We start from the raw sequence: 13,891 nt of genomic DNA on the forward strand, positions 1-13,891 counted from the left end.
GTCCAGGGACTGAGCGAAGCCCGCATCTGCAAGGGTGGCAGAAAGACCAAGGGAGACTTCCTGAACAGCTTCGCCCTCTGTGATATTGGCAAGGGTAGAGCTTTCCACATCCGCATACTCGTCCAGCACCGCATCAACGATAATTGAGCTGGTTGTAGATGATGAATTGGTGTCAATGTGGGTATCCCCAAAACAATTTACGCCTGTGTCTTCCACATAGACAGCTACACCCAATTGGGAGAGGTCATAATCACTGTCTTCTGGTGGAGTGACAGAAATAGAAGATGTAGAGAATGTTTCTACACCATCAACAAATGTGATGGTGAGCGTAGCACCATTGAAATCAATAGTGTCAATATCAGGATTGCCGTTCAATTCAGTTGTGTTGACATCCCAGCCTTTCAGGCCCGTGATAACAACAGATGTGAGGTTTTCAGAACCGTCCGCATCTTCACCACTTTTCGCATATTCACCTGTGGAGGCTTTAAAGCCAATATCAACAGAGTTGTCTTCTTTAACTAGATAAACACCAGATTGAAGATCTACAGTTGTCGTACCAGTGAGTTCAATCACCGGAGTGTCTGCAACTACAGTTATATTGAGGTCAATATTTTCTTGAACAACGGCTTGGTTGTTGGAAAGTGAGAGTTCTTCGTCAGAAGCAGTTTCAGAGGCTGTCGCAGTAACAGTAACCGTCTCAGAACCGGAGTAGTCTTCTGGTGCGGATAGAACAGGAGAGACATTAAGGGCACCTGTTTCGCCAACACCAACTGCAACGTCATATGTTAAAGTGCCGCCAGTACCATCCCCGCCAGGTGTCCAAACACCGCCTTGTGAGTCCACTACAGTCCAACCAGCGGGAACTGTCGCCGTGACAACATGCGTTTCTGAGCCATCAACATTGTCGCCAAACTGAACGTTGATGTCGAAACTAATGTTGGTATCTTCAGGAGTACAAGAGATGTTCATCTCAGGATATTGAATAAGGCGTTCTTCTTGTGAGAAGTCACTTTCAATATCGTCACCATACATGAAGTTGCCATCTACATCGAGATCCGGGCGGTCTGCTGCCGCATCGATGATTGCAGTACCACTTCCAGAAATAACACCGTCACCGCCCTCAGGGTCAGTGATATCTGCTTGAATGTTTAAGGTGATATCGTTGTCTGAATCTGCCGGAGGTAGCAGGAAGAGATCAGGAAGGACGCCGCCCGGTGCCAAGATGGTGATTTCACCATCAATTATGGTACCTTCATTGGCTGCCCCTGTGCCGCCGATGAAGATTTTAGCGCCTTCAGGAATATTTGAGATAGTGATGAAGTTTAATACTTCATTGTCATCAGGCGTAAACTCAACAACCATCTGCATGGGGACAGTATAACTGCTGCCTTCATTTTGATATGGTTGCCAGTCTTCATAACCACCTTCGATTGGGCCCAGTTCCCCTTCAGGATCGTCTGAGATAAATGTAACTGTGATTGTGCCGTCCGGTGTGTCGCCGGAGCGTTCTTCGAGTTCTTCAGGTTCTGTGAATTCCAGGTCAGTAGGAGGGAGCAGATCTTCGATGCCGATGCCATCACCGATACCATCGTCAGCATATGGGTCAAATGACGCGCCGCCGCCGTCACCGCCACCAGCACCACCAGCAGCAGGAGCGATTGCCGCTGGATCAAAGTTTTCCAGATTTGCGATGATTTCTTCGACAGACAGGAGAGTACCATTTTCCGAGAACTGAATTGATGAGCCTGCGTCTCCCTCCTCACGTACGAAGAAGTTTTCTAGCACAATCTGGTTGTCCCCTCCCAACGGGGTTATAACCAGATTGCCAGCGTTTTGAGTGAAGATGACTTCCTCTGCTCCAGAGTAGGGGAGTTGGACAATTGCTCCAGCTTCAACGCTCACTGTTGAGTTTGAATTTGATACTGTGATGAGTTGCTTGTTGCTATCACTAGCCATCTTAGTCGCTCCTGACTTAATCACTCCAACCACACATTATGGGAATTTCACTGGTACTTATTCAAATGTGGTAGATCTCTATCTCAGAATTTTAGCGCTTCGGAATAAAAGGCTTCATCACCTATATGTATGACGAAGAGAACATCCAATTTGCTTAAAATCCTCTGATATCGCTCAAATAGACTATGGCACGTTAAAGAACGCATAAAATGTATAGTAAACAAATACTTAACGATTGTTTTGTTAAGGGTTTATTAACCTTATTTGGCTTTCTGGGGAGGCTTTTTTCTGCCATTTTCAGGATTTTGGGAAGTTGATACGAATCACAGAAAATTTTAAAAAAATTGACCGGGAATTTGCGATTAGAAGGCTTCAAAAGTTACGGACACAGTGTATATTCATCTGCATGTTTTTGAGGCAGGATTTTTCTGGGAGTTAGCAATGTCAAATCAAAATCAACTGGAATTGGAAGCAGCAGCCTTTAGAAGGCTTGTAGCCCATCTTCAAGATAGGACAGATGTACAAAATATAGACCTCATGAACTTATCGGGATTTTGTAGAAACTGCTTGTCCCGCTGGTATCAGGAAGCGGCAGACGAGAGAGGGATACCAATGGATAAGGAAGCGGCTAGAGAAGTAGTGTATGGAATGCCCTATGATGACTGGAAAGAAAAATACCAAATAGAGGCGTCAACAGAGCAGATGGAAAAGTTCAAAGAAAGCCATCCAGATCACAAATAAGACTTTACCATTTATGTGTTGGGCAGGCGGATTTTTGACCTCTGGTGAAAGTTGTGGTTGGAAATTGCCAAGAATGTCTAGTTTCCACTGAAAAATAGTGGAGATTTTTGCAAAATAAGGCTACACGATAGCCAATCATTTACTAACCTGAATTCATGAGGTGACTTATGCCCGACGTTGGTGGCGTCGCTGCAGATCATTTGCGCTCCTACATTGAGCGGATCGAGCGCTTGGAAGAAGAAAAAAAGGCTATTGCTGACGATATTAAAGAAATCTTTGCGGAAGCAAAAGGGACGGGTTTCGATGTCAAGGCGATGCGGGCCATCCTCCGTCTTAGAAAAATGGACAAGGCGGATTACCAGGAGCAGGAATATATGATCGACTTGTATAAGCACGCTCTGGGGATGCTGGAAGAAGCCGGGCCATCAGAACAGGATGACATGCCTCCAGAAGGTGATGCCTTTTAACGAAGATTTTGGAGTCCTCCTGCGCTAGACAAGAGGCATTGACAGTTTTTCAGTTTGAATGAGATATGCAAAAACACCCCGTATCAGATCAATTACAGATATTTGTAATTAATCGCAAAAAAGATGCTGAACGGCGTGCAAACATGTCCAAACGATTGGGGGACTTAGGTCTTGAATTCGAATTTTTCGAGGCTGTTGATGGTCATCAAATAGACGCTTATTCTGTTCCAGAATATGATGGGGAAAAGCGCAGACTTTATTTTGGGCGAGATTTGTCTATTGGCGAGATCGGCTGCATACTCTCCCATCGTGCAATCTATAGAAAAATAACCGATGAGCGAATACCTCTAACGCTCATATTGGAAGATGATACTCACTTTAAAGAAGATTTTCCGGACGTTTTAGAAGCGCTAGTTCGAGAATCCAAGAAATGGGATATGATCCGATTTCTTGATAGAAAGAAGATTTTCAAGGCTCCGTATCGCATTCTCAAACAGTTGACAGAGACTTATTCACTGGCGAGAGTGAGGGGGATCCCCGGGGGAGCGTACGCTTATCTGGTAACAAGCAGAGCAGCTGAAGTTCTCTATAACAATACGAAACGCAACTCTGTTCAGATAGATATTATACACGGAAGACATTGGGAGACGGGTCTTGATGTGCTCGTGACAAAACCGTCTCCGGTCTCCCCAGATTTGGAAATCCCTTCCACGATCGGAGAAACGAGATTTGACAAAGAAATAACAGTGTCAGGCTTTAAACGGTTAATATTTCCGGTTTTCCGGTTTTGTTTCAAAGTTAATTCATCCATTCGCTCGAGGTGGTATTTTGCTAAAAAGAAGCAAGCAGATCGTCGAAACTGGAGAATATGAATTCTGACAGTGGACCTTTTTAGAGAAAATGATTAGAAAAGGGCAAATTTCTTTAAATTGACGATGACCTGTGACAGCTCTATTGCCTGCTGAGAAGCAAGTATAAGTCACTAGATAGCTGCGGCGACTGCCGAAAAACTAAAATATTTAGCGCACCCGTTTGGTTGATGCGCATTCAGTTGTGAGAAGAAGAGGATTAGAAACGTGAGCTTGAAATTACCTGCTGGTGTGGTTTTTGGTGAAGAATATCAAAAGCTTGTCAAGAACTGTAAAGACAATAACTTCGCGTTGCCTGCCGTTAACGTTGTGGGCACAGATTCCATCAACGCCGTGATGGAAGCAGCCGCGAAAAACGGTGGTGATGTTATCATCCAGCTTTCCAATGGTGGTGCTGGTTTCTACGCAGGTAAGGGCGCTCCAGATGCTAACGAAGCGATGATCCTGGGTGCAGTTTCTGCCGCGCAGCATGTTCACTTGCTCGCAAAGCATTACGGCATTTGTGCTGTTCTACACACTGACCATGCTAATCGTAAACTTATCCCTTGGGTGGATGCGTTGATCGACCGCGGTGCAGATTACAAAAAGAAAAACGGTGTACCACTGTTCAGTTCTCACATGGTCGATCTGTCTGAAGAACCACTTGAAGAAAATCTTGCAGAATCTGCGCGCCTCCTTAAACGTGCCGTTGAACTCGACATGAGCATTGAAATTGAGCTTGGTATCACTGGCGGTGAAGAAGATGGTGTGGGTAGCGATATCGACACTATTGATAACAGCAAACTCTACACGCAGCCAGAAGACGTGCTGGCTGCATATGACGCGCTTAATGAAATTGGTCATTTCTCGGTAGCGGCCTCTTTCGGCAATGTCCATGGCGTCTACAAACCCGGTAATGTCAAACTTCGCCCAGAGATTTTGAAATCTTCTCAGGAGATGGTCGCAAAAGAGCGTGGCCTTGGGGATAAGCCACTTGATCTTGTTTTCCACGGTGGATCTGGATCCGAGCTTTCTGCGATCCGTGATGCGATTGAGTATGGCGTGTTCAAAATGAATATCGATACAGATACTCAGTTTGCTTTTGCGGAAGGCGTTGGCAAGTTTGCCGAAGAAAATATGGTGGCTTTCAAGCACCAGATTCACCCTGAAACAGAACAGCCGCTGAAGAAGCTTTATGACCCTCGTAAATGGCTGCGCATGGGTGAAGAAAGCATGGTCACGCGCCTTACTCAAGCATTTGAGGAGCTCAACGCAACTGGCAAGTCTGTCGCTGAGTAAATCTGTTTTTGGTAAAAATTTGAAAAGGGGTGCGAGATGTGCCCCTTTTTTTATTGGTATTAACTTTACTGTAAAACTTGGGGCGCTATATGGATGCTAATCCAATAGCTAACAGCGGAGTTTGAAATGGCTAAAAAAGCCCCAGAAGGGATTGCTGATCGGCAGGCACAGCTTGCGAGGGCACCTTATGAAGACATGCTTTCTTTCTTTGATTATAAGCATCTGCCAGAAGGGCTGCAGGGCATAAGTATGCCGTTTAATAAGCTGGCAAATTCTCTGGTTGAGCAATTACCACATCACCCACAGAAAATGGTGGCCCTTCAAAAACTGCTGGAGGCGAAAGATGCAGCAGTGCGGATCGCTGTCGCGAAAACCCGTATTCGCCGCAAGGAAATTCAAAACCTGATTTTGGAATGTCATGGAAATGGGGATAACGCAGAGCAGATCCTAGAGAAAGTACAAGGTGAGTTCCCTTCCTCTCGGATTACTCTGGAGATTTTGAAAGACTTTTTGGAAACCGTAAAGGCTGAAGCAGAAGCCTAATCCATTGTCCAGATGAAATTAAAGCCCGTCATTCTTTGGCGGGCTTTTGTTTTTTGAACTCAGCGGGTGTGTGGCCGGTAATCTGCTTGAACGCACGTGAGTAGGTGGGGGCATCATGATATCCAATCAGCTCCGCTATGTCGGCAATAGAAAGTGGTGTGTTCGCCAAATACTCTTTTGAGATGTGAACCAGTAACTCTTTTTGAATGTGCCTGAAACTGGTCCCAAGGGTGGTTAAGTGTCGCCGCATGGTACGACTGCTCATCCCAAATTCTGTCGCAATTGTTTCAAGGTCTGCCCTGCCGGAATGGCCCAAGAGGCTATGCCTGACCTTCTCAACGAGGGTGCTTTCTTTTTTCATACCGCCAAGCAAGACATCGCAATGGGAGTAAAAAGAGGGAGAATGAAAAAGATGCGTGTCAGGAAAGGTTTCTCTTACTGTTTCCTTCTGCAAAATTAACAAATCCGTTTCTGAGTTTCCAATAACTTCAATTCCCAGTTTTTTTGAATAGGTGGGAGGAATGTGTTCCGCTGGGCGTTTCAAATATAATACGGCACCATCAAGGTTTTTTCTTGAGAGTTCTCGCGATTGGTGGAGAAGAGCGGAGAAGAATAGGTCTATGTAGAAGTAAGGGACTTCAGGCCAGTGAGGAGGGTTCTCGTAAGAGATTACATATCGACCTTCAGGTTGTGACAATTTCAATGCGTTCTTTTCTGTTGGGTCAAGCACCCACATGTTTTTTTTGACCTGTATATATAGCTCCTCAAGGCTTCGGCTTTGCATGAAGCTGTAACCCAAAATACCATAGGAGGCGAGTGAAACGAGCTGACCTGTGTCTATTGCAAGGCATGGATCGTCGGTCAGTTTTACAGCTATTCCAGCGAGATAGCGTAGTCTTTCCAACCGATTGGGGGATATGTGCTTCAGATGTCTCCTGATCTTACCTCCATCCTCCCCACGAGAGACAAGCACCTGAAAAAGCCTATGTTCAAACGCTAAATATTTAATTTTGTCCGTTTTTGCCAACAATTTTGTCCGTAAATGCCCTGTTATTTTAAGAAGTATATGAAGAAACTATTTTTAAAAACAAGAGGGAGAGGAAAATGTCATTCATCAATCTGGTGGAACCATTAGCCGAAGAAATAAAAACAAGGGCTGGGGAGTTTGAAAAGCAGGGCTATGTCTCTCAGGATATCGTTCGTAAGCTCGCCGAGCAGGGTCTGTATCGTTTATGTAATGAAGAGGCTTACGGCGGTCTTTCAGGGACTGCAGAAGATTATGCGCAGCTAACTGAATATGTGGCGACCCTTGATGGGTCTACCGCATGGGTTTTGTTTATCGGGATCACTTCAGCCCTCTCCTACATGAACCTACCGACGGAAGAAGTAAATGTTGTTTTCAAAGAACAAACAGATATAACGGCCGGAGTCTTTGCCCCGATGGGCCGGGCTTTTCCTGATCAGAAAGACGGAGTGAAAGGATATCGCCTGTCAGGGCGTTGGCAGTGGGGATCCGGTATCCGCAATTCCACTTTCATTTCGGCTGGCGGGTTCGTTGTTGACCTGGACGGAAGAATACAGAAAACGCCACAAGGTCTGCCGGACCAGAGAATGTTCCTGTTAGATGTGAAGGATGTGGATGTTCTTGATACTTGGCACGTGTCTGGTTTGAAAGGAACCGGATCTACGGACTTTCAAACTAAAGATTTATTTGTATCAGAAAGCCGCGCCTTTACACTTTTTTCAAAGCACACACCGGATACACCGGTACATCGCTTTCCAGCCTTTGGTTTCCTCGCCATTGGGATTGCAGCCGTAGCTCTTGGGCTTGCAAAAGCGTCGCTTGATGAACTGACAGACATCGCAATCGCCAAAACCCCGCAAGGCAGCCGCAAACCTCTTGCCATGAGGTCCAGCACGCAGATTAGGATGGCGCTTGCAACGGCGAAATATCGGGCGGCCCGCAGCTTGATGTATGAGGAAATTCGAAAAATCTGGAGCGAAGCAGAAACCTCATCTGAGCTTTCCGTAGAAGCGCGAAGAGATCTGCGTTTGGCGCTGACGTACACGGTCATGCAATGCGTAGAGGTCGTCACTGAAATGTATACATTGGCCGGGGGAAGTTCTGTCTACGAGACAAGTCCGCTACAGCGATATTTCAGGGATATTCACGTAGCACAGCAGCATATGATGGTGGGGGAGATGACATTGGAACTTACAGGGCGATTGTTCCTTGATGTGGAAACAGATACGTCACAGCTTTAATACATAATATTTCTGTTTAAATGTTTGGCTTCAAATGTTAGTCATGACATCGAATTTTGGCTGCTTGTGCGGTCCTATTTAAGTTTTGAGGTTAGACATGACACGTGAAGTAAAATCCGTCGCGGTACTCGGTGGCGGTACTATGGGTCTTGGTATTGCGGCAGCATCTGCTGATGCGGGTGCTGATGTTCTGTTGTTGGATGTTACAATGGAAGCCGCAAAAGCATCTCTGGATCGTATGAAAAATATTCGTCCGCCGGCATTTGAAAATCCTGAATCTGCTAATCGTATCAAATTGGGTAGCTTTGGCGATGATTTGGCGAAAATCGCGGATTATGATTGGATCTGCGAAGCCATTATCGAAGATGTAGACACTAAACGTGATTTGTTTGCCAAACTGGAACCCCTTCGCAGCGAGGGTTCTGTTGTCTCCACAAATACATCCGGTATCCCACTGAAAGATATTAGCGAAGGTATGCCAGAGCGTCTTCGCAAAGACATTGTAGTTACGCACTTCTTTAACCCAGTAAAAATCATGCGCCTGATGGAACTTATTCCGGGTGAAGATACGACGGAAGACGTGACAACAGCACTGGCAGATTTCTGCGCTCAGAAGCTGGGCAAAGGTGTTGTTTATGCCAAAGACACTGTAAATTTCATCGGTAACCGGATCGGCTGTTTCTTTATGTTGTCCGGCCTGCATAAATCCCGTGCGGCGCTCCAGTCTGGTATGCAGATGGAAAAAGTTGATGCGCTTCTCAGCAAACCTGTGGGCCTTCCGCCAACCGGTCTTTATGGTCTGATCGATTTGATTGGTTTGGATATCATGGACCTGGTCGGCAAAAACCTTGAAGTAAACCTGCCAGAGGGTGACGTTGGACGTGGCTTTACCTCTTTCCCACCGGAAGAGCAGGCAATGCTGGAACGCAAGCAGCTTGGCCGTAAAGTTAAAGGTGGTTTCTACCGTTTGAATATTGCCGAAGATGGCACCAAAAGCAAAGAGATCTTTGATCTGGTGAAGCAGGACTGGCGCCCTCAGGAAGCTGTCGAATTGACTACTGAGCAACAAACAACTGAACAGGTATTCTTCGGCGATGATGCTGAAAGCAAGCTTGTTTGGGATGTTATGGGCGGAACATTATTGTATGCAGCGGATCTGATCCCTGAAATTGCAGATGATGTTGTGAACATCGACCGCGCTATGCGTTGGGGCTTTGGATGGGCGAAAGGTCCATTTGAACTTCTTGATCAACTTTCACCAGCAAAAGTTATTGCGAAACTTGAAGCAGAAGGCAGTGAATTGCCAGCTATGCTGAAAGTACTGAAAGATGCAGGTGCTGAAAGTTTCTACCGCAATGATGGATCTGAATATCTGACATTGGATGGTAAATGGGAAGCTGTTCCTGCAGAGTAGTTCTTGAAATTATTTCTGCAACTATTAAGTGAAGAAGGTCGCCTCTTAAGGGCGGCCTTTTTTATTGACCGACATGCAGAAATTTTCAGTTGATACAACCGGCTTTGCCGCATTGACCATCACCGAACTCCTACTGCAGGAGTGTGTGATGAAAGGCGTGTTGAGCGAAAAGGATGTGAAGCGACTACTGAAAGCTGCGGCTAGGCGTCATGAAGATGCCGCCACAGGAAATCTGGATCGGATCCAGATGAATATGGAAACAGCCCGTCTTATCCGCAGCTTATCTGTTGGGTTGGAGCCATTGTTCAAAAAACAAAGGAAGAAAAAGAAGAAGGCCAAGAAAAAAGCGGCGCAAGCACAAATCAGTGAATAGCACTTTGGCTTTGATAAACCTTTGGGCTGACCCCTACCTTTTTCTTGAACAGCCTGGAGAAATACTGCGGGTATTCAAAACCGAGTTGATAGGCCACTTGAGAGACAGAGATATTGGGTTGTAGCAATAGGTTCTTCGCTTCATCCAGCAGGTATAAGTGAATATGTTCCTGCGCGGCCATTCCAGTTACAGATTTCAACGTATCACTTAAATAGCGTGATGAAATTCCCATTCGGCTTGCGATATCATCAATTTTAGGAACAGCAACTTGAGAACTTGATGTGGGTTCAAACAGCTCAGCCAATACCTGCTCGAAGCTCACCAATATCTCGTTAGATAACTCCTTGCGGTTTAGGAACTGACGGGAGTAATAGCGCTTTGCATATTTTAACAATGTATCCAATTGAGACAGGATAAGGTCCTTACTATATTCATCCTGATTATTTTGATACTCATCATTAATCCCATGCATCAACATGCGAATTTGGCTCTCTTCTCGCGGTGATAGGTGCAAAGCTTCGTTGACGGCATAAGAGAAAAATCCGGCGTTTTTGAACACATCCCGCATTTTGTGTCCTTGAAGATAGTCTTCATGCACCAGGATCATTCCCATATGAGAGGAGATCACCACGTTGGACATTTTCAGTCTTTGACGGGGGGCCAGAAACATCATTGATCCGTTAGAGAAGTCGTATTTGGTGCGCCCATAATAGACATCACCCGCAATAATGTTTTTTACCGCGATCATATAGAAGTCAGTGGAATAACTCACCTCTCCCATGCAGCCCACTTGACACGCAACATTGGATACTTGCTCGTCCTGAAATTTGACGAACAGATGCGGGTTCTCTGGTTTGTTGCCCCCCATAAACTCACAGAAATCTGCGATATTGTGGAAATGAAAATGCTGATCGGACATGGCTACCTCTGCATGAGTAACTTTGAACACTGTATATGGTGACGGGCGCGGTGTAAGCCACGTCCGTCACAAAAGGCCTAAATAAACTCGAAGCCAGCCTTGGCAAATGGTAGCTCCGTAATCCGTTTGCCAGTGATTGCGTAAATAGCATTCGCGACTGCCGGGCCAGTAGGTGGCACGGCAGGTTCGCCCACGCCGGTCGGTGCCTCCGTAGAAGGAACGATATGCACGATAATTTCAGGCATTTCGTTAATGCGAAGGGTTGGATAGTCCGGGAAGTTACTTTGATCTACTTCTCCGTCACTTAAGGTGATTTCACTGTGGAAGATCGCCCCCAGGCCATAACCAACGCCGCCTTCCATCTGTGCTTTAATCACATCAGGATTGATGGCAGTGCCGCAATCGACGGCGACATGGATACGGTCCACATGAACCTGATTATCCGTAACGGTTACATCGGCCACAGCAGCCACATAGCTGTTGAACGAGAAATGAGCTGCAAAACCTCGTTTGTTTCCTGAAACCCACCCTGATTTCTCTTTCAGTGTTTCGATGACATTTGCAAATCGCGCCTGCTTAGGGTCTTGCTTATTCAGAAGTGACAGACGCAGATCAATTGGATCTCTCCCGGTTTTCTCCGCGACCATATCCATCAGGCTTTCCATAGCGTAGGCTGTATGGGTATGGCCTACTGATCTCCACCAAAGCGTTGAGACTTGAGATTTCACATCACTGAGGCCGACAGCAAAATCAGGGATCTGGTAAAGGGAATCTGCAATGCCCTCGACTGATGTATGATCAACGCCTTCGTGGACCAACGCGGCTTCAAAAGCAGTACCTTTCACGACAGATTTGCAGGCGACCCGATGACTCCATCCTTTGAGACTACCGTCTTTATTCAATGCAATCTTTGCTTCGTGGCGCGCGACAGGGCGATAGTAACCACCGCGGATATCGTCTTCTCTGCTCCACACAAGTTTAACTGGCGTAGTTTGCCCCAAAAGCGCGAAGGCCAACGCAGCTTCCATATGATAATCCGACGTTGGGTTTGCGCGGCGCCCGAAGGAACCACCGGCATAGACAGTGTTAATTTCAACCTGTTCAGGTTTCAGCCCCAGAACCTGCGCGACAACTGGCTGAGTAAGGGCAGGGAATTGGCACCCATCATGGATAAGAACACCATTGTCAGTTGGTTCAATCACACAATTTTCCGGCTCCATTGGTGCATGGGCAAGGAAAGGAAATTCAAAGGATGCTTCGATAATGTCGTCTTCGCCAGTAAAACCGGCTTCCACCTGATCGTTCGTCATGCCTTTGCGGACATTATATTCTGGTGTCGCCGTCAGTTTTTTCATGTCGGCGGAAATAGCGTCACTGCTGCGGGTTTCTGCGTTTGAAAAATCCCACTCCACAGTTAGGGCATCTCTGCCTTGAAACGCTGCCCAGGTATTTTTCGCGAAAACGACAACACCCGCTTTGTTTGGAAGTTCTTTCGCGTCAATGAAACCGCCAACAGATTTTGCCTCGTTGTGGTCAAATGATTTGACGGTGCCCCCAAATTTGGGACTTCTTTTAATGGCAGCGTAAACCATGCCTGGAACTTTTACATCAATGGCAAAAGTCGCGGTGCCGTTTGTTTTTGAGTGGGAATCTTTCCGACCAAGATTGGGGTTTCCAATCAGTTTGAAGTCAGCGCTACTTTTCAGAGTAGGCTTTTCCGGGGCAGTCATTTGCGCTGCCATACCGGCAAACTCACCAAAATGGGCTTTATGATTACCATGCATCAAGATGCTGTTTTCAATGCGCACTTCAGCAGGGTTTACTTTCCACATTTTCGCTACGGCTTCGATCAGCAAGTGGCGCGCCGCAGCCCCGGCTTGGCGATATTGCATGTAGGAGTTGGCAATCGCTGTAGATCCGCCAGTACCTTGCATACCGAAAAACAGATTTGCGTATTTTGTATTATCCGCAGGGGCAAACTCAGTTTTCACCTTACTCCAGTCAGCGTTCAACTCTTCTGCAACTAGTGTGGTTAATCCTGTTGTCGTACCTTGACCCATTTCAAAATGTTTTAGAAGAACGGTAATTGTTCCATCCCCGTTTATTTTGACGAACGGGTTTATGTCAGTTGTTTCATTTCCTGCCGCCAGAAGACCTTTGGCATTCAGGCCAACAACAAGAACAGCGGAACCGGTTGCAGCAGATTTCAGAAAGCCGCGACGTGAAATATTTGTTTTCATGACTTAAGCCTCCAATTTCTGTGATGCGCGTTCAATAGCTCGGGTAATGCGAACATATGTAGCGCAGCGACAGGCGTTGCCGTTCATATACTCGTTGATGTCGTCTTTTGACGGTGAAGGGTTTTCGGTTAGCAACCCAATGGCGGACATAATCTGTCCTGATTGGCAGTAACCACATTGAACAACATCTTCCTCACGCCATGCGTCTTGAACAGCTTTTGCAACTTTACTGTTTACGCCTTCAATTGTTGTTACTGATTGTTCGGAGACATCTTCGATCGCGGTTTGGCAGGATCGCACGGGCTCCCCATCCAGATGAACAGTGCAAGATCCACAAGATGCAACACCACACCCAAATTTTGTACCCGTGAGATCCAGTTCATCCCGGATCACCCACAGAAGCGGCGTGCCTGGCTCGGCCTCAACCTTCTTCTTTTCCCCGTTTATTTTTATCTCGTATTGCATACCATCCTCGCAGTCTCAGACAAATTAGTATGCATTAGAATGTGGAGAGGAGACCGCCGTAAAGGAATAGACGATTTTACATATTACGAACACTTTTTGACGAGGCGCGTCAAAAATGAACCCGCAGCTTAGTTGGTCTGTGGGTTGTTTTCCATGTATTTGCCCGGACGAGTGGGGCGGAGGACCAAGTTACCACCGCAGTTGGGGCAAATCCCTTTATGTTGGTTTTCTGTGCAAGGCGCACAGAAGGTGCATTCAAAGGTACAGATGTAAGCATCCGCTTCCCCATTGATCAGTGGGGTTTCACATGTCTCGCAATTTGGTTTTAGTTTCAGCATAAAAAAATCCTCCGCCGTCACTA

The 13,891-nt window shown here is 46.3% G+C and carries 14 protein-coding genes; 8 read left to right on the forward strand and 6 right to left on the reverse strand.

The window, feature by feature from the left end; genetic code table 11:
- Positions 1 to 1,956 (reverse strand): hypothetical protein (locus GUA87_RS15440; RefSeq protein WP_193717521.1); only part of this gene is annotated, 1,956 nt, incomplete at its 3' end.
- 441 nt (positions 1,957 to 2,397) lie between these two features.
- Here GUA87_RS15440 and GUA87_RS15445 point away from each other — a divergent pair.
- The 5 genes from GUA87_RS15445 (at position 2,398) to GUA87_RS15465 (ending at position 5,854) form a co-directional block, all read left to right on the forward strand.
- Complete coding sequence (locus GUA87_RS15445; protein WP_193717522.1) at positions 2,398 to 2,697, forward strand: DUF1244 domain-containing protein; 300 nt, start codon at positions 2,398 to 2,400, stop codon at positions 2,695 to 2,697.
- A gap of 167 nt (positions 2,698 to 2,864) precedes the next feature.
- A complete protein-coding gene (locus tag GUA87_RS15450; protein WP_193717523.1) occupies positions 2,865 to 3,164 on the forward strand; it encodes a DUF2312 domain-containing protein in 300 nt (99 codons plus the stop codon).
- A gap of 65 nt (positions 3,165 to 3,229) precedes the next feature.
- Positions 3,230 to 4,036, forward strand: a complete 807-nt coding sequence (locus tag GUA87_RS15455; protein ID WP_193717524.1) for a glycosyltransferase family 25 protein — start codon at positions 3,230 to 3,232, stop codon at positions 4,034 to 4,036.
- Between the two features lie 204 nt (positions 4,037 to 4,240).
- Complete coding sequence (gene fbaA / locus GUA87_RS15460; RefSeq protein WP_321575924.1) at positions 4,241 to 5,311, forward strand: class II fructose-bisphosphate aldolase; 1,071 nt, start codon at positions 4,241 to 4,243, stop codon at positions 5,309 to 5,311.
- Between the two features lie 126 nt (positions 5,312 to 5,437).
- Positions 5,438 to 5,854, forward strand: coding sequence for a hypothetical protein (locus GUA87_RS15465; RefSeq protein WP_193717717.1), 417 nt, complete (start codon positions 5,438 to 5,440; stop codon positions 5,852 to 5,854).
- A gap of 28 nt (positions 5,855 to 5,882) precedes the next feature.
- Here the strand turns inward: GUA87_RS15465 and GUA87_RS15470 are convergent, their stop codons facing one another.
- Positions 5,883 to 6,827: an AraC family transcriptional regulator gene (locus tag GUA87_RS15470; protein ID WP_193717525.1), complete on the reverse strand. Its 945-nt coding sequence runs from the start codon at positions 6,825 to 6,827 to the stop codon at positions 5,883 to 5,885.
- A gap of 131 nt (positions 6,828 to 6,958) precedes the next feature.
- Between GUA87_RS15470 and GUA87_RS15475 the strand changes: the two genes are divergently transcribed.
- The 3 genes from GUA87_RS15475 (at position 6,959) to GUA87_RS15485 (ending at position 9,906) form a co-directional block, all read left to right on the forward strand.
- Positions 6,959 to 8,119: an acyl-CoA dehydrogenase family protein gene (locus GUA87_RS15475; protein WP_193717526.1), complete on the forward strand. Its 1,161-nt coding sequence runs from the start codon at positions 6,959 to 6,961 to the stop codon at positions 8,117 to 8,119.
- Positions 8,120 to 8,216: 97 nt separating this feature from the next.
- On the forward strand, positions 8,217 to 9,533 hold the full coding sequence (locus GUA87_RS15480; protein ID WP_193717527.1) for a 3-hydroxyacyl-CoA dehydrogenase family protein: 1,317 nt from the start codon (positions 8,217 to 8,219) through the stop codon (positions 9,531 to 9,533).
- Positions 9,534 to 9,597: 64 nt separating this feature from the next.
- Positions 9,598 to 9,906, forward strand: coding sequence for a hypothetical protein (locus GUA87_RS15485; protein WP_193717528.1), 309 nt, complete (start codon positions 9,598 to 9,600; stop codon positions 9,904 to 9,906).
- On the opposite strand, the gene GUA87_RS15490 is transcribed toward GUA87_RS15485, so the two are convergent.
- The 4 genes from GUA87_RS15490 to GUA87_RS18340 all read right to left on the reverse strand — a co-directional run bounded on the left by GUA87_RS15490 (position 9,896) and on the right by GUA87_RS18340 (position 13,868).
- Positions 9,896 to 10,825 carry a helix-turn-helix domain-containing protein gene (locus GUA87_RS15490; protein ID WP_193717529.1) on the reverse strand — a complete coding sequence of 310 codons (930 nt, stop codon included), beginning with the start codon at positions 10,823 to 10,825 and terminating at the stop codon, positions 9,896 to 9,898. The genes GUA87_RS15485 and GUA87_RS15490 overlap by 11 nt on opposite strands.
- Positions 10,826 to 10,902: 77 nt before the next feature.
- Positions 10,903 to 13,065: a xanthine dehydrogenase family protein molybdopterin-binding subunit gene (locus tag GUA87_RS15495; RefSeq protein WP_193717530.1), complete on the reverse strand. Its 2,163-nt coding sequence runs from the start codon at positions 13,063 to 13,065 to the stop codon at positions 10,903 to 10,905.
- A gap of 3 nt (positions 13,066 to 13,068) precedes the next feature.
- Entirely contained in the window at positions 13,069 to 13,530 is a 462-nt protein-coding gene (locus GUA87_RS15500; protein ID WP_193717531.1) for a (2Fe-2S)-binding protein, read from the reverse strand.
- 128 nt (positions 13,531 to 13,658) lie between these two features.
- Entirely contained in the window at positions 13,659 to 13,868 is a 210-nt protein-coding gene (locus tag GUA87_RS18340; RefSeq protein WP_193717532.1) for a DUF1272 domain-containing protein, read from the reverse strand.
- Between the last annotated feature and the right edge of the window lie 23 nt (positions 13,869 to 13,891).

Origin of the sequence: Sneathiella sp. P13V-1, assembly GCF_015143595.1 — a bacterium.
In the GTDB taxonomy this organism is placed as follows: domain Bacteria; phylum Pseudomonadota; class Alphaproteobacteria; order Sneathiellales; family Sneathiellaceae; genus Sneathiella.